Source organism: Hymenobacter tibetensis, from assembly GCF_022827545.1.
Classification (GTDB): domain Bacteria; phylum Bacteroidota; class Bacteroidia; order Cytophagales; family Hymenobacteraceae; genus Hymenobacter; species Hymenobacter tibetensis.
The window spans coordinates 5,278,416-5,293,738 of sequence record NZ_CP094669.1 but is presented as its reverse complement, the minus strand read 5'-3'; the positions used below and the strand labels follow the sequence as shown (position 1 = coordinate 5,293,738).

Annotated in this window: 14 protein-coding genes and 1 pseudogene; 6 read left to right on the top strand and 9 right to left on the bottom strand. The window is 52.9% G+C overall.

Going from position 1 to position 15,323, the window contains the following annotated elements; genetic code table 11:
• Window positions 1-27: 27 nt before the first annotated feature.
• Window positions 28-1,632, bottom strand: a complete 1,605-nt coding sequence (locus MTX78_RS21345) for a Na+/H+ antiporter (RefSeq protein ID WP_243798166.1) — start codon at window positions 1,630-1,632, stop codon at window positions 28-30.
• Between the two features lie 147 nt (window positions 1,633-1,779).
• Here MTX78_RS21345 and MTX78_RS25500 point away from each other — a divergent pair.
• Window positions 1,780-2,564: pseudogene (locus MTX78_RS25500) on the top strand (DEAD/DEAH box helicase family protein); the annotation flags it as partial.
• Between the two features lie 263 nt (window positions 2,565-2,827).
• On the opposite strand, the gene MTX78_RS21330 reads toward MTX78_RS25500, so the two are convergent.
• From MTX78_RS21330 to MTX78_RS21310, 5 genes are all read right to left on the bottom strand, one after another.
• A complete protein-coding gene (locus tag MTX78_RS21330; protein ID WP_243798160.1) occupies window positions 2,828-3,067 on the bottom strand; it encodes a hypothetical protein in 240 nt (79 codons plus the stop codon).
• A 497-nt stretch (window positions 3,068-3,564) separates the two neighbouring features.
• Window positions 3,565-5,205, bottom strand: coding sequence for a hypothetical protein (locus tag MTX78_RS21325; protein ID WP_243798158.1), 1,641 nt, complete (start codon window positions 5,203-5,205; stop codon window positions 3,565-3,567).
• Window positions 5,206-5,313: 108 nt separating this feature from the next.
• A complete protein-coding gene (locus tag MTX78_RS21320; RefSeq protein WP_243798156.1) occupies window positions 5,314-5,931 on the bottom strand; it encodes a DNA/RNA non-specific endonuclease in 618 nt (205 codons plus the stop codon).
• On the bottom strand, window positions 5,928-6,110 hold the full coding sequence (locus tag MTX78_RS21315) for a hypothetical protein (protein ID WP_243798155.1): 183 nt from the start codon (window positions 6,108-6,110) through the stop codon (window positions 5,928-5,930). The genes MTX78_RS21320 and MTX78_RS21315 overlap by 4 nt, the downstream gene beginning before the upstream one ends.
• Before the next feature lie 80 nt (window positions 6,111-6,190).
• Complete coding sequence (locus tag MTX78_RS21310; protein ID WP_243798154.1) at window positions 6,191-7,132, bottom strand: SMP-30/gluconolactonase/LRE family protein; 942 nt, start codon at window positions 7,130-7,132, stop codon at window positions 6,191-6,193.
• A gap of 506 nt (window positions 7,133-7,638) precedes the next feature.
• Between MTX78_RS21310 and MTX78_RS21305 the strand changes: the two genes are divergently transcribed.
• Together MTX78_RS21305 and MTX78_RS21300 are read left to right on the top strand one after the other, a co-directional pair.
• The gene (locus MTX78_RS21305) at window positions 7,639-8,550 is read left to right on the top strand and encodes a bestrophin family protein (protein ID WP_243798153.1); all 912 of its coding nucleotides are present in this window, start codon (window positions 7,639-7,641) and stop codon (window positions 8,548-8,550) included.
• A gap of 372 nt (window positions 8,551-8,922) precedes the next feature.
• Window positions 8,923-9,291 (top strand): carboxypeptidase regulatory-like domain-containing protein, encoded by a 369-nt coding sequence (locus MTX78_RS21300; RefSeq protein WP_243798152.1) that lies wholly within the window; start codon window positions 8,923-8,925, stop codon window positions 9,289-9,291.
• Between the two features lie 61 nt (window positions 9,292-9,352).
• Here the strand turns inward: MTX78_RS21300 and MTX78_RS21295 are convergent, their stop codons facing one another.
• Window positions 9,353-10,000 carry a helix-turn-helix transcriptional regulator gene (locus MTX78_RS21295; RefSeq protein ID WP_243798150.1) on the bottom strand — a complete coding sequence of 216 codons (648 nt, stop codon included), beginning with the start codon at window positions 9,998-10,000 and terminating at the stop codon, window positions 9,353-9,355.
• Between the two features lie 509 nt (window positions 10,001-10,509).
• Here MTX78_RS21295 and MTX78_RS21290 point away from each other — a divergent pair.
• From MTX78_RS21290 to MTX78_RS21280, 3 genes are all read left to right on the top strand, one after another.
• Window positions 10,510-10,944 (top strand): hypothetical protein, encoded by a 435-nt coding sequence (locus MTX78_RS21290; RefSeq protein ID WP_243798148.1) that lies wholly within the window; start codon window positions 10,510-10,512, stop codon window positions 10,942-10,944.
• Window positions 10,945-11,280: 336 nt separating this feature from the next.
• Complete coding sequence (locus MTX78_RS21285) at window positions 11,281-12,360, top strand: PAS domain-containing sensor histidine kinase (protein WP_243798146.1); 1,080 nt, start codon at window positions 11,281-11,283, stop codon at window positions 12,358-12,360.
• A gap of 174 nt (window positions 12,361-12,534) precedes the next feature.
• Complete coding sequence (locus tag MTX78_RS21280) at window positions 12,535-13,038, top strand: cupin domain-containing protein (RefSeq protein ID WP_243798144.1); 504 nt, start codon at window positions 12,535-12,537, stop codon at window positions 13,036-13,038.
• A gap of 155 nt (window positions 13,039-13,193) precedes the next feature.
• Here the strand turns inward: MTX78_RS21280 and MTX78_RS21275 are convergent, their stop codons facing one another.
• Window positions 13,194-14,537, bottom strand: coding sequence for an NAD(P)/FAD-dependent oxidoreductase (locus MTX78_RS21275; protein ID WP_243798143.1), 1,344 nt, complete (start codon window positions 14,535-14,537; stop codon window positions 13,194-13,196).
• A gap of 207 nt (window positions 14,538-14,744) precedes the next feature.
• On the bottom strand, window positions 14,745-15,182 hold the full coding sequence (locus tag MTX78_RS21270) for a Fur family transcriptional regulator (protein ID WP_243798141.1): 438 nt from the start codon (window positions 15,180-15,182) through the stop codon (window positions 14,745-14,747).
• Window positions 15,183-15,323: the final 141 nt, after the last annotated feature.

Genomic DNA, 15,323 nt, shown 5'->3' with positions numbered 1-15,323 from the left:
GAAAAGTGCTGTTTCGTAACCCGTTCCTTAATGCGGCATGTGGCTGATTTTGGCTTCGTCGAGGTCGAGTTGGGCTTCCTGATGACGAAGCATATGGTCCTCGAACACATCCTGGCGGCGGAGTACGGCCAGTTCTTCGCGCTGGACCTTGAGCACATCGAGCAGGACATGGTGGTAGCGTTGCAGGGCTAGGCGCTTGGATTCGTCGTAGTCGAGGGCTTCAAGCAGGTTGCCGGTGCGCTGGGCTTCGGCTTGCATGCGCTGTTGCAAAGCTTTAATTAGCTCGTTTTGCTCTAGGTCGGTGGAGTACTGCCGGTCGAGGTGAGCTAAGGCGGCCTGACGGAGCCGGAGCCGGATGCCTGCTTCTTGCTCTTCAGCGGGCATCTGCTCGTCGATGTTAGAAATACCAGTGAAGCGGATGAGCAGTGGCAGCGTAAGACCCTGAAATACCAGCGTCACAAGGATAACCACAAAGGTGATGAACAGAATTAGGTTGCGTTGCGGAAACGCTTGCCCGTTGGCTAACAGTGGCACCGACAGCGCCGACGCCAACGACACCACGCCCCGCATACCTGCCCAGCCCAGTACCAACGGCCCCTGCCAGCCGGGGCTAGCTTCGGTAGTCCGGATGGTATAGCTCCACCAGCGCGGCACAAAAGCGGCCGGATACATCCACAGCAGTCGAATCAGGATAATGATAACGCTGATAATCAAGCCATATGTAATGGCTTGCTGGAGCGAGTAGCTGCCTAGACCTTCCACCGCCATCGGGAGCTGGAGACCAATTAGAATGAAGACCAGTCCGTTCAGCACGAAGCCCACGCTGGCCCACACATTGGTGGTCTGGAGGCGGGTGTTGGCATCAAACACGCGGTGCGAGTGAAACGACATCAGCAGCCCGCCGCTTACCACAGCCAGCACCCCCGAGAAGTGAAGCTCCTCGGCCAGCATATACATGGCGTAGGGTGCCAGAAACGTAAGTACCGTGTTGATGCTGGGCGTAGTAGGTAGGTAGCGATGCAGCAAATAGAAGCCGTGCGCTACCAGCAGGCCCATCACTACCCCCATGCCGCTCACCAGCAGAAATGTAGTAGCCGCTTGCTGCCACGCAAACGTGCCCGACACTACCGCCGCCAGCGCAAACCGAAATACAATCAAGCTGCTAGCATCGTTAATGAGACTTTCCCCTTCCAGAATGGCGGTAATGCGGCTCGGTACCTTAATGCCTTTGAGCACCGAAGTAGCGGCTACGGCATCAGGCGGTGAGATGATGCCACCCAGCAGAAACCCCAGCGGCAGTGTAAAGCCCGGAATCAGCGACTTGGATACGTAGGCCACGATAGTGGATGTGAAAAATACCAATCCAAAGGCCAGCAATCCAATCGGCCGTCGCCAGCGCCAGAAGTCGTGCCAGGAGGTGTACCAAGCGGCTTCGTAGAGCAGTGGGGGTAGGAAAATCAGGAAAATCAGGTCGGGGTCGACGGTGAGGTGCGGCAGCCCCGGCAGGAAGCTCAGCCCCAAGCCGCCCAGCACCAGAAAAATAGGGTAGGAGATGCGTAGCTTCTGCCCCAGCATCACGAGCAGCAGCATAGCAAACAGTAACCCCAGAATCAGCAGTATTTTTTCGTGCATCAGTAGCAGCGTAAGGGTGGAGCCTGCAAACGGCCAGCGGAAGGTAGGGCCCCGGCGCGCAGATTGGCAAATACCATCGCCGTCCGGCTGCCTTGCTTACCACTGCCTGGCCCGTATCTTCGGTACTCGTGTCCTGGTCGCTACTTTATGCTATCCGAACAAACCTTATCCGAGCGCGGCATCCGCACCAAGTACATTACACCAGCCATTGAAAGCGCCGTCTGGAACCGCTTTAGTCAGTATCTGGAGGGAGTTTCCTTCACCGATGGCAAAATCTACGTGAAGGGCAAGCCTACGGCGCGCGGCACCCGTAAGCAGGCCGACTACATCCTCTACTACAAGCCCAATATCCCGATTGCCATCATTGAGACCAAGGACAACCAGCACGCGGTGGGGGCCGGCATGATGCAGGCCCTCGACTACGCCCGCATTCTGGATATTCCGTTTGTGTCAGCTCCAACGACGACGGTTTTCTGTTTCATGACCGCACGGCCAGCGCCGATGGCGCCGTGGAAACCGAGCTGGCCCTTACCGATTTTCCGTCGCCGGCCGCGCTGTGGGCATGCTACAAGCTGGCCAAGGGCCTGACCTCGCCGGTGGCAACCCGCGTGGCCGAACAGGAATACTACTTCGACGGTAGTGGCCGCCGCCCGCGCTACTACCAGCAGATTGCTATCAACCGCACGGTGGAGGCCGTGGCTAAAGGCCAGAGCCAGATTCTGCTGGTAATGGCCACCGGCACCGGCAAAACGCTCACGGCTTCTCACATTATGCACCGGCTGTGAAAATCGGATGTAAAGAAGCGCATTCTGTTTCTGGCCGACCGCAACGCCTTTTTCGACTAGACCCGTAAAGGCGACTTCAAGCACTTCAAAGACAAGATGCACCAGGTGGAAAACCATCAGGTGGAAAAGAGCTGCGAAATCTATCTGGGCAGCTGCTGCAAACCGCCTTGCGCGAGGCGCTGGCCGGGCCGAGCGAAGGGGCAGTGGTGCCGTTAGAGTTGGAAAGCGCAGCGAAGCCCGGACGCAAGCCGGCAAAGCGTGTGATGGGGAGGATTTGTTTGCGGCCGCGGGAAATATAGAAAGCTACCAAGTAAAATAAGTCCCGGCAACGCAACGCGCGGCCGGGACTATGGTTGTAAGGGCACTCAGCTCTCGTTGTGGCACTGGCTGTGCCACTCACTATGCAGTAGCTACTGTAGTGCGTTTTGCTGGGGCAGTGGCTCGTTCAGGGCGGATGATATGAGCATGGCTGCTTGTGAGTCGAAGACAAGCTCTTTCTGGTTTAGCAGCGTTGCCACAGCCGCAAACTCGGCCGCCGGTAATGACCCAATCCGTTGTGGTGTATTCTGGTTGTCCAGAAACAAATCAATGTGCCCATTGTGCTGTTGCAGCTGGTAGAAGAGGTGGTAGCCGCGGATGGAATGGCGCATAGAAAAATGTAAAAAAAGGTGAGGAATTCAGTAAGCGGACAAGTAGGGGGCTTTAGGATGTAGCACGAAGTGTATCAGGCCTCTCGTCGTACAGTGCCCTGCTCTGTTACTTAACTACTTGCGTGTGCCCGTCAAATTCCAGGAAGCCGCAAAGAGCCAGGAGGTTTTATTAAGAGTTTGGGTGGGTACCATATTGGTTGTAGCCGCTACTTTGCCCTCAGGTCCTTTCTGGTAGCCACCGCTCAAACGTGTGACTGGGCCTGCGACAACCCCATAGGTGGACAAAGCTACTGGTCACGGCCTAGGCACATAAGTGTACCACCACCCATCAGCTGAATACCATATGTTTGCACCTGCGCTGGAATCTGGAGTGGTGCGAGTTGCGAGTCATACAAAGAATAAGAACATAAAAACAACTCGACCATCAGGGGCACGGAAGGTGACGGAGTAGTACAAGTTTTGCAGCAGGTGTGTAGGGGTAATCTATTTTATTAGCTCTAACGTAGCGCGAAGTTCTTAGCCAACGTAGCCCGGATGGTGGTAATCACGAAATCATTGTTGGGAGCAAATTTTCGAACAGCTTCATTTTTCACCACAAAGCCTAGGTCAAACAGAAAGGTGACGCCTTTTTCTTTGCTTAGTTTAAGAATAGCCCGTGCGCCGGCATCGGGAAAGAAGTAAATGTCTTTGGGACGGGTGGTAGTGAAATGGTCGGTTAACTGTTGGCGGCTGGTCAGAAACGACAAGCTATTGACCGCGCCATAGAGCATGAACACATCAGGAATCAGATACCACTCCAGTCCCCCGCGAAGCGTAGCCACGCCGGTTTTGAAACTGGTGAGCGTGTCTGGCGTCATCAACTTGTCCAAGTAAGCCGCTCCAATTGTTACACCCATTACGGGTTCCTTCCGGTCGGCGTACTTCATGGCGAATGTGGCATTTGCGGTGAACCCAAAGGTGCTGGCCTCGGGAATGAATAGCCTCTCTGAGCCCCGCTCACTCGGGATGTTCTTGGTATTGTCGGTGCTGGCTAAGGCTGTAAAGAGCCTAATGGAGTACATGTTGGGACTGTTCACATCTCCCCCCCGGTGACTGCCAATCAGGGTTACAGCCGGAATAACCACACCAGTTCCCGTAATGCTCGTTAATACTGGTTGGGCTATTATGTTGTCGTCAGCGGCTGCTTTGGTTGCTTGCTGAGTTTCGAACGTCTTCTCCCAAACCTCTATCTTCTGATTGTAAGCACGTAATCTATTGCCCACGGTATCCAACTTCTGAGAGAGAATAGTAGTGGCTGTTTGAAGATTAATTGATATTCTGTTGTACTCTATTCTGTTGGCTCTTGATGTATCGATGGGGCCTATTTTATAAATATCAAGGGCGTTTGCAGATTTTTGAAAGATGGTGTAAGCCGTATCAGCCTCAGCTAGCTGGTCGCCTAACAGCCGTACGTCTTCATCAAATTCACGGTACGCCTTATACCATTCTATGGCTCCCTCCTTGTCGAGGTCGTCGGCAGCCTTCTGCTCATCTTTATACTTTTTTATAGTTTGTAGTGACGTCCTATATGCATTTAATTGAAGCTTGTACGCACTATTATTCTCTCTTGCTTTAATACGCAGGTTGCCAAGTTGCTCTTCATAAATATCGTGAAGCTGGCGCTTCAAGGCATCCGAATTTTGTGTTAGACTACGCCGGAATGCTGCTTCCTCTTCTTGCCTCTTGGTGTAGAAAGCGACTAATTCATTCTTTTCCTTGATCAATCTTTGAACTACTTCATTTTGCTTGTTCTGTTCTTCAGTCTGCTTATTATCTTTTGCTCTATCTCGGATACTGGCAACGGAGTCAATCTGTAATTCCTTCTTTGCAACCTCTATACTTAATTTAGGGAGTTCTGACTTAGGAGGTGAAGGAGAAGGGGTAGTGTCAACTAACTGTATATTATAATTGCGTTCCTGTTGTGCTCTATTATCGAATACGTTAACGGTTGGTGGAAGAGACCCCGCTTTTTGAATCACTGAATTATCTGATTTGGTGATTGAAAACAGCTCCAATTGTGCATGGGCAGTAAGCTGCACCAGAAGTGCGCTGATGAGTAGCAGCCCACGTGTCAGGTGCCGGGTGAAAAGTAGTGTCATGTGCAGTAGAATAGAAGAGGGGCTATTGGGAAAGACCAGCTATCAGGCAAAGCTGACCGTTTCATTTCTCACTCAACTCCGTGCTACCACTGGATTTTGCGCTACCTTTTACTGCACTGGCCCCGCATCCACCCGCGTCTCCAGGGTGGCTTGCATGGCGGACGCAACGGCCGACAGCAAATCCAGGCCGGTGGCGGCTTCCAAGGCATCTACGGTGGTGCGGTAATTACCCCAAGCGGCTCCTACCGAATTCTGATTGGGGGCGTTGATGGCAATAACGCGGGTGATGCTCGTTACTTCTTCCGGGGCGTGCTGCCCGGCGGGGAGCACCACTACCACCTTCCAGCAGCGAGCCGGCACTGTCACGCGGCCCTGGTCGATGGTGGTGACAGAACCCTGGGAGCCGGTGTCGCCGGTGCCGTAGCTGCCCATGATGATGTACAGCTCATTGCCACCGCGGACTAGGGTGCGGTAGTATTCCTCCAGGTCGGCCCAGGTGCCCTGGTTGAGGTTAGGCACCTGGAGAAGCATGTTGATCATCAGGAATGTGGTTGAGTTGCTGGCCATGCGGTTGGCGGACGGGCAGTGGTGGCCCCTATCGAAGCCCGAGCCGGGGTAGCTGCTGGCCGGTACCTGGTACCAACCGGCGGGCAGGGCGTTGTCGGCGCGGAAATTATCTTGCCAGGGCGCAGAACCTGACTCTTTGGCCGCTAGACGCCAGCTCACCTAAACGGAATGCCCCGGCTGTGGTGGTAGCTCAGCGCGTATTCGGGCCGCGTAAGTAGGTAGTTGTTGGGCTGGCCAGCATTGGAAGTGGCGCCGCTGGGGTTTCCCAGCACCAGGTTCAGGTTTTCGGGGGTGGGGTCGGAATCGTCGCAGCTGGTGGCAAAGGCCAGCAGCGTCACGGGCAACAGAAAACGTCAGCGAGCAGAGAAAGTATGCATCATCATGGCAAAAGATACTGCCCTGCTGCAACGCCCGTAGCCTATTGCACACCCTTTACTCGCATGGGCAGTACGAACACCGATTCTGACGCGGTGATAAACAGGGTCTTCCGGTCTTTGCCGCCAAAACAGACGTTGCCGGTCCACTCAGCGGGCACGGGTATGTGTTGGATTTTTTGGCCAGCTGCATTATAAACCGTAACGCCTTTGCCGGTCAGGTACACGTTGCCCTGGTTGTCAATGGTCATACCGTCGGAGCCTTGCTCTATGAAGAGTTGGCGGTTGGTTGGCTTACCGTCTGTGCCGATTTGGTAGCGGTAGGTTTTGTTGGCTTTGATGTCGGCTACATAGAGGTGCTTGCCGTCGGGTGTGCCAATGATGCCGTTGGGCTGTTGCAGTTGGTCGTCAACTACTTGGGGCTGGGGCTGGCCTTTGGGCAAGTAGTATAGTTTTTGGCCGCCAATGTTGGGGTCGGGAGCAGTGCGGGTCCAATAGTCGCGCTGGTAGTAAGGGTCGGTGAAATAGACGGCCTGGCTGGTCGGGTGAATCCAGAGGTCGTTGGGGCCATTGAAGCGGTGGCCTTGTATGTCTTGCAGGAGTACTGTTACTTTTCCATCTGGAGCTATCGACCAAAGTTCCCCCTTTTCATCGGCGCAAGCGAGTAGGTTGCCTTGCTTGTCGAAGTAGAGTCCGTTAGCGCGGCCTGATTTTTCAAGAAATACACTGAGTTTGCCGTCGGTGCTGTACTTCCAGATTTTGTCGTTGGGCTGATCAGTGAAAAATACGTTGCCAGCTTTGTCTACAGCAGGACCTTCCGTGAATTTAAACTGTTGTGCTACCAGCTTTGGAGTGGCTTCCCCTGCCACGATGCCACTATTTGTCTTGCCTTGGGCCAGCACTACGGAGGTGAAAGAAAGAGTGAAGCCAGTAGCGGCAGCCAGGCCAACAAGAAGGAAACTGATACGGGGGCGGAAACGAATCATCTAGAAAAAGTAAGTGCAAAGCGTGCAACGCAGCAACCTGATAGGAGCAGCACACCCTGCTTAGTTGTACAGTCGGTCTGTCGGAGTGCAAGCTACTCGAACCCAAGTTTTCTTGGGCGCAAATAGCAGCTTGCGTGGTTACCTGTACTGCTGCAGTACGCTAGGTAGCCTATCTGGTTGATATTTCCCCTTGGCGCGTAGCCTGCTACTGCAAAAGGATCCTGAGCAGGTATGCCAAAACAACTCACTCTAGTTTGTGGGCTTACGCACTGGCCTTTTCGAGTCGATTTTTGCAGTAATGCAATGTAGCACTGGTCCCGTATGCTGCCAGCTGATGGCGAAAACGGGTTACAGACTGAGCGCTAAAGGCCCGTTATTTGTAGGCTTTAGGAAACTCTGCCTTGGATTCAGGGTTTAAAACCTTTTATATCCTGGCAAAACATAAGGGACGGCCTGTTTCGTAAGGCTACATAGCCAGGGGTAATTTGCTCTCTTACAAGACCATTATGCTTACGGACACCAAGATTCCTTTTCGGTACATCATCAAGCAAATCCGCTTCGACATCGCCAGAGTATTCCTGGTTTCTGTCTTCTTTCAAATGCTCAAGTATTATTTCTCGAGCTATTTGCCCCCTATTCCAGTGCAGCTACCTACGATTCTTGGTAGTGCCATTTCGCTGATTTTAGCTTTCAAAATCAACCAATCGTACGACCGGTGGTGGGAGGCGCGCAAGGTTTGGGGCGCTATCGTCAACGACTCCCGGTCGTTGTTGATACAGGCGAAGGGCTTTATGGAAGAAGACCGGCTGATTTCTGAAACGCCGCAAGAAGTACTCAAAAGGATAGGGTACCGCCAAATTGCATGGTGCTACAGCTTGGGGCAAAGCCTGCGTGGCCTCGACCCGGTTGCCAATCTGCAGCAATACATATCCGCCGAGGAGCTAACGTACTTGGAGGGCCACAAAAACAAGCCGTTGGCTTTGCTAGCCTTGCACAACCAAGAGCTAAAGGACCTGCGGCAGCAAGGTGTGTTTGGGGCGTACGAGCACGTCCAGCTTGCTACCATGTTGGTTCGCCTCTGCGACTCGATGGGCATGGCTGAGCGCATCAACAGCACGGTGTTCCCGGTTACGTACCGGCTATTTATTCACCTCTTCATTTACTTGTTCCTGATTGTGTTGTCGCTTGGCCTCGTTGAGACGATTGGCCTAACGGAAATACCTATTCTGCTGGCGTTGGCGTCTACGTTCTTTCTGCTCGAGAAAACGGCTAAGTACCTGCAAGACCCCTTCCGTAACCGCCCGACCGATACCCCGGTTACGGTCATTTCTCGCACCATCGAAATCAACCTTAAGCAGCTGCTAGACGAGAAGCAGGTTCCGAAGCCGGTAGCCGCTGAGTCTTTCTATTTGATGTAGCTGGCACTGCCCCCACGGAAACTTGCAACCATTGATGTGAAATCAGGAAAGAGTGGTTGGCAACTGCTGAGTAGATGGGAGTTCGTCTTTTTACTTCCGCTAAGAAGGGAACATACCAGCCCAATAGGATGACACGCATGGCGGTGATTCAATAAGTATTATATGAATAGTTATAATAATTGGTTTTTAATTCGTTTTTTTGCCCCAGTTGTGCCGAACTAATCCAATTATTTTATTTCTTGCTTATCGAACTAAATTAGATCAGTTTCCTTTTCACAGGAAACTAGTATCCCACCGTATTATCGTTTTCTTATGCGTTGTCTTCTTTTGTTTCTGACCGGAATCGTTCTATTGCTAAGCTCCAGTCGGGTAATGGCACAGCAGACCACCACCCTGCCCGCAGACTCTACGAGCCAGCCAGCCCCGCCCCCTAGCTGCGAGTCATTAACCGGATTAATCACCGATGAAAGCTATCAGCCCCTGACAGGAGCTACTGTGCAAGTGCAAGGCATCAATGATGCGTTCAGCACCAATGCAGAAGGCCGTTATATTGTGGTGTTTAGGAAGCCTGTTCTACGCCCCGTTCGCCTGAAGATCAGTGCTGCTGGCTACGAGACGCAGGAGTTTGCTCTCAATAGTTGCTTGCCTCCCAACGTAGCGCTTCGCTTGGTGCCCGGAACACGCTTCAAGCGCGACGGCCGCATCAAGAAAACTACTTCCACCGGTAAGATCAAATACTAGCTGCACTGCTTTTTCTAGCAAGCGTGCATACCACTCATACGCGGCCTATTGCTGCCCTTCCTCACGCCACGCCTACCCATCCTTCGCGTACGGCCTGCACCACCAACCCCACCAACGTTTTGGCACCTGTTTTCTGTAAGAGGGCACGACGGTGACTTTCCACAGTGCGCACACTTAAACACAGGCGGTCTGCTATTTCTCGGTTGCAATAATCATCTATTACCAAGCGCAAAACTTCGGCCTCTCGCTGGCTGAAAGGAGTAGGCGGTTGAAAATGACGCGGGGCAGATGTGGAACTAGCTTTGCCACCCGTGCTCCCATTCAGAAGCGACGAAACGGCTGCAACCACTGCTGCTGGTGCTACCTGACACGAGAGCAACGCGTTGGCTCCCGCACGCAGCAAATGCTGGCGCAAGGCTGGTGCTAGCCGATGGCTGACCAACACGAGCACTGGCTGGCAACTGCGGATGCTGCGTAGCTGGTGCAGCAGGTTCAACAACGTGGGTCCACTCAAAACACTATCGATAACCAGGAGAGAGTAAGCTTGTTGTCGAACCAACGAAGGCAATTGAGCGGCGTCCGCAGTAACGCTAAGCGCCAGGCTAGGCCACGTATCGCGCAGGGTGGTTAACAAGCCTTGGCGGTGCAAAGAAGGTGGTGCGGCTATCAATACAGCATCGCCGCAGACACTGGTAGGGGAGGTAAACATGGCGGAGTGGAGGAGTAAAGTAAGGACATGCGAAGACAGCTGCCGTGAAACGGCAAAAATGGTAGTGATACAATAGGCGGAGTAGAAAGTGGAGGTATCTGGGTTGGGCCAAATAACTGCCAGAGCACATATGCGAAACTACAAGTAGGGAGAAGGGTTGTCAATACCTACTTCTGGGTATATTATAAGTTAATATTAGATCAGTTAATATAGAAATAAGTTGTTATTGGCTGTAGTTACCTTGGTAGTTGTGCTGGATATACTTATTACCGTTTTTGGTGAGTGCTTTAGTCTAGCGTTGGTGGAGCTTACCTTCACGTTCCCTTATTCAGTTGCTAAAGCGAGGTATGCGCTCATGTAGTAGCGGCAATACTACTCTTGAGCTGAGGGTGGTTAAACTATTCATTAGTATGTAATTAAGAACATCTATAATTCATTGGACATAGGGGCTGGTAGCTCTAGATATGCTGAATGAAACCCTTATATTGTAGTTTTATAGTGTTCAGATTATGCTGGCTTTACCTTCTACCGAGTATCTAAGCTTGGTGTATCGCCCTGATGTACGGGTACTAGTAGGCCGCTGGCTGCGCGATACCTTGCCACAGGAAATGTATAGCGGATATGGCCTTATGCTAAACGGTGCCGCAGAGCAGCAGTGCCGGTTCTGGCTGGTGGATGCGCGCCGCCGCGACAACGGAACCAACGGACAAAACGTCAGCTGGATGATGGATACCTTTTTCCCGCAGATGGTAGCACGCTTGGGTCAGCCAGTGTTTATTGCCTATCTATTTGCTCCTAGTCACCTCCATGATATCATAGCTGATCCTGCTATCCCATCCCTCAGCTACTTCGATAACCGGCCATACCGGGTGGAGCGCTTCATAGAAGAACGTACTGCTTTGGAGTGGTTAGCCAGCTGCCAAACGGTTGTTGCTGCTCGTTAGTCAAACAATTTTGCGCCCAAGTAAAACGGATTCGCGTGTGTGGCTGCTCCTTACTCGCGCCACGTAGCGCTTTGTTTGTGCGGCTTGCTTTGCCGCTGTGTTTATGGCCCAGCTTGTTGCACGAGGCATTATTGCCTAATAAACTTGAGGCAGTGCCTGACGCAACGCATGAATTGTCAGACACGCTACGTAGGGATAGGAGCCCTCGTATAGATAGAGGAAATCTTATTTTCTGGGTATAGTAGGTAACTTGAGGAGCAGAGTCCTGTTTCCTAGGTGAGCATGGTAAGCTCCTGTGTAGGGGCTACCTTCCATCGTATTTTATCCTCGGCTGTAATGCCTACCCACACAGTTCAGTTTCAGCATCTGCTAGAAGAAATTCGTTCGGTCTTCTTCGTCTATGACTTAGATAGCCAGTGGGTTACGTACGTGAATGCGGCGTACGAGCAAGTGCTGCAAGGCACCCCGGCCAAGGTGAACGAGGAACTGCCGGCGCTCTTGGCCCGCCTGCACCCCGACGACCAGGAGTACGCAGCCGACTGCTTTGCGCGGGTTACGGCAGGTCTGCTGCACGAAGATGTAGAACTCCGGCTGCTCTACCCCGACGAGGAAATACGGTGGTTTTGTTTGCGTCTCTCCCAACACCAAACTGACGAGGGAGGCCGCACCGTGGTTGGTTTCATCGACGACATTACCACTGCGAAGCGTTACCAACAGAACACCGAGAAATTCAACACCAAGAAAAACTCCACTCTCGAAATCATTTCCCACGACCTAGCGGGGCCGCTTGGCTTGATGCAGAGCCTAACCAGCCAATTGCGCCAGCAACTGCAAGCCCACGCCGATCCGCATTTAGATGAGCTGCTGCGCGTCCTCTTCACCACTTGCCGCGAAAGCGTGGATTTAATTCACGACTTCGTCGACAACGAGTTTATGGAGTCGTCGAACGTGGAACTGAAGCGTGAGCGAGTGAATCTGGTGGAGCGGGTTGGGATTATGGTAGACAACTATATCCGGACGGAGATGACGCTGGCTCTAACCTTCAAGCTAGAGGTTACGGCGCCGGCCATCTACGCTAGCATCGACGAAAACAAGTTTCTGCAAGTACTAAACAACCTAGTAGGCAACGCTATAAAGTTTACGCCACCAGGAGGCCACATTGTGGTAGGGCTGAGCGAAGGCCCTGGTCACGTACTGATTACGGTGGCCGACGACGGAATTGGTATCCCGGATAGTTTGCAAGAGGGGCTATTCGACAAGTTTACGAAGGCACGCCGGCCGGGGCTGCGTGGCGAGAAAAGCACGGGTTTGGGCATGTCTATCGTCCAAACCATTGTAAAGCTTCATGAAGGGCGCATTTGGTTTGAAAGTGCGGAAGGTGTCGGTACGACTTTCTACATCGAACTGCCCGTGTAAGGGGTAGAAAGAAACAAGATACCAGGCAAATAGCCGTATGCAGGATACTGGAAGCGTCTTCGCGCATTTATCCGGCATCTTTCATTCTATTTTAATTGTGATACGTACTTTTGGAGCTCATTCAGTGGAACGCGCTTGGTTGTGCCACCGCTTCCTCACATCATCATTCGGAGTATGCATAGCGAAGATCAAAAGCAGCAGTTGTTTCTGGACATGGAACAACGGCTTAAACGATTGGGCTTCTCCATCGACAAACAAGACCAGACCCGGCCTTGGGGCGGCTTCTTTGTAATCGACGAGACGCAGGCCCCGGCCTTTGCCGACACGTATTTCGAGGGCCTGCCGATCGAGCAGTTGCGGATATCCAGCAAGCTCAGCCCTAAAATTCTGATTGTGGCGCCCCAGAAGCGGTTGTCGTGGCAGTACCATCATCGGCGCGCCGAGGTATGGAAGGTGCTACAAGGCCCGGTTGGAGTGGTCACGAGCGAAACCGACGAAGAAGGCGAAGTGCGTGTGTATGAGCCCGGCGAGCTGATTACGCTTCAGCAGGGTGAGCGGCACCGCCTCGTAGGCCTCGACTCGTGGGGCGTGCTCGCCGAAATCTGGCAGCACACCGACGCGTCTAACCCTTCCGACGAAGACGACATCGTACGCGTTCAGGACGACTTCGGCCGCTAAGACGTAGCGTTTCGAGTACACGAGTAGGCCGCACACAGCACCTCTTAGCTGATGGTGTTTTGTGCGGCTTATCGGTGTTTCTGCACTTTTAGTAGCAAGGTAAACCTGTGCCTGTGCTGCATAGAACGAGCACGAGTCCACCGACTAATGCTGTACTAGGCTACGGCGCTTTTAGCTGTGGTTTCAACGGACTCACGCCGCTTGCCCATAATGAAACGGGAGCCGCGTTCTTGGCTGAAGTAGCTCCAGGTCCAGTTGGCGAATACCGACAGCCGGTTGCGGAAGCCGACCAGCGCTATCAGGTGCACAAAAACCCACATCACCCACGCAAAGAAACCTTGCGTCTTGTAGTCTTTGCCGAGCATCTTGATGTCGGCGACGGCGTGGTTGCGGCCGATGGTAGCCATGGCGCCTTGGTCGTGGTAGCGGAACGGCTCTAGTGGGTTACCGGCTAACATGCGTACGATGTTCTCGCCCAGTAATCGGCCCTGCTGTATGGCGGGCTGCGCTACCATCGGATGACCTTCGGGGTACTCAGCGGAAACCATAGCTGCTATGTCACCAATAGCGTAGATATTGGTGTAACCAGCAATTCGGTTGAAGGTATCTACCTCGTAGCGGTTGCCTTTGCGCAAGCTTTCGGGTCGGATGCCTTCAATAGGTGCGCCTGCTACACCGGCCGCCCAAATCAGCGTGCGGGTAATGAGCTTCTCACCGGTGTTGAGCGTAACGGTGTAGCCATCATAAGACTGCACCCGACGGTCCAGCAACACATCCACGCCAAACTTCTGCAGGTATTCCAACGCCTTTTGCGAGGCCTCAGCCGACATACCCTTCAGCAAGGTGTTGCCGCTTTGAATCAAGTGAATATCCATCTGGCGAAAGTCGATTTCGCGGTAGTCCTTCGGAAATACGTGCTTGCGTAATTCACTTAGCGCCCCCGCTACCTCCACGCCGGTAGGGCCACCTCCCACAATCACGAAGTCGAGCAAGCTGTTGAGCTGTTCGACATCGTCTATTTGCAGGGCCTTTTCGAAGTTGGAAAGCACCGTATTGCGCAATTCCACGGCGTCTTCCACGCTCTTGATAGCCACGGCATGACGCGCCATTTCGGCGTCGCCGAAATAGTTGCTGGTAGCCCCGGTGGCAATAATCAGGTGGTCGTAGGGAATCAGGCCGATAGACGTTTTCAAGACGTGCGTGGTCGTATCAACGTGTTCTACCTCCGCCATACGGAAGCATAGGTTGCTTTGCCCTTTCAAAATCTGACGGAACGGCGAAATGATATCGGCCGCTTCCAGTCCAGCAGTGGCCACCTGGTACATCAGGGGCTGAAAGGTGTGGTAGTTTTGCTTATCCACTAACACCACTTGCACCGGCGCATCGCGTAGGGCTTTGGCCAGCTCTAGTCCGCCAAAGCCGCCCCCCACAATTACCACCCGTGGTTTGCCAACGTGTTCTATTTTGGCTAGTCCTTCCATTTCCATAGAGCTGCGCATTAGTTGCTACTCCATTACTTCCTGTGAAGCAGAATAGTTTTTTGAGTTGTGCAATCTAAGACCTGCGCAACCAAATATGCTGGTTGTACGGGTGTGTGTAGCGGCTGCTTGCACGGCAGCTGAACGCCAAGGCTACCCTACTTATACTAGTGAGTCAACCAAGCTGGCTGCGAGGCAAAATTCAGTGTAAACAACTGATACACCGGGTTACGACACTTGCACTGGCTGGCATTCGTGGCACACACCACTTAATAGATAGTCGCGGGTCTTGACCTCGAACTTGGCTGGTAGGTTCACGGACGGAATAGCTACCTGATTGAGACAGTAGATGTGCTGACAATTGCTGCACTTGAAATGCACGTGGTTGTCGAAGTGCTCATGCGCGCTGCACTCAATAGAACAGGCTGCGTAGCGGACAATGTCGCTCTTGTCTATCACCCGGTGAATCAAACCACTTTCCTCAAACGATTTCAGCGTCCGGTAGAGCGTGATACGGTCGGTGTTGGGGGCAAGAAGCTGTTCGATTTCACTGCCAGACAAGGCAAACGGCGAATCGGCTACCACCCGCAAGACCGCCTGCCGTACTACGGTTTGGCGGAGCCCGTGCCGGGTCAGCGCTTGGGAAATACGGTCGGAAGACGGCATGCTATGGCTAAAGGTGTGAAAAACGCAAGAACTTACGAGCAGCCTCACAACCTAGTTCAGGGCTGCTGCTAGCTGTAAACAGATACAAAAGTAACGAAGTTGCACCACGCGAAAATTGGTTGGCAGCCAATGTGCCTGCAC

Bases quoted from the DNA above. Each gene is read 5' to 3' on its own strand.
- MTX78_RS21330 (WP_243798160.1), bottom strand. From the start codon at position 3,067: ATGCGCCATTCCATCCGCGGCTACCACCTCTTCTACCAGCTGCAACAG.
- MTX78_RS21285 (WP_243798146.1), top strand. From the start codon at position 11,281: ATGCCTACCCACACAGTTCAGTTTCAGCATCTGCTAGAAGAAATTCGT.
- MTX78_RS21275 (WP_243798143.1), bottom strand. From the start codon at position 14,537: ATGCGCAGCTCTATGGAAATGGAAGGACTAGCCAAAATAGAACACGTT.
- MTX78_RS21325 (WP_243798158.1), bottom strand. From the start codon at position 5,205: ATGACACTACTTTTCACCCGGCACCTGACACGTGGGCTGCTACTCATC.
- MTX78_RS21280 (WP_243798144.1), top strand. From the start codon at position 12,535: ATGCATAGCGAAGATCAAAAGCAGCAGTTGTTTCTGGACATGGAACAA.
- MTX78_RS21345 (WP_243798166.1), bottom strand. From the start codon at position 1,632: ATGCACGAAAAAATACTGCTGATTCTGGGGTTACTGTTTGCTATGCTG.
- MTX78_RS21300 (WP_243798152.1), top strand. From the start codon at position 8,923: ATGGCACAGCAGACCACCACCCTGCCCGCAGACTCTACGAGCCAGCCA.
- MTX78_RS21305 (WP_243798153.1), top strand. From the start codon at position 7,639: ATGCTTACGGACACCAAGATTCCTTTTCGGTACATCATCAAGCAAATC.
- MTX78_RS21310 (WP_243798154.1), bottom strand. From the start codon at position 7,132: ATGATTCGTTTCCGCCCCCGTATCAGTTTCCTTCTTGTTGGCCTGGCT.
- MTX78_RS21270 (WP_243798141.1), bottom strand. From the start codon at position 15,182: ATGCCGTCTTCCGACCGTATTTCCCAAGCGCTGACCCGGCACGGGCTC.
- MTX78_RS21295 (WP_243798150.1), bottom strand. From the start codon at position 10,000: ATGTTTACCTCCCCTACCAGTGTCTGCGGCGATGCTGTATTGATAGCC.
- MTX78_RS21290 (WP_243798148.1), top strand. From the start codon at position 10,510: ATGCTGGCTTTACCTTCTACCGAGTATCTAAGCTTGGTGTATCGCCCT.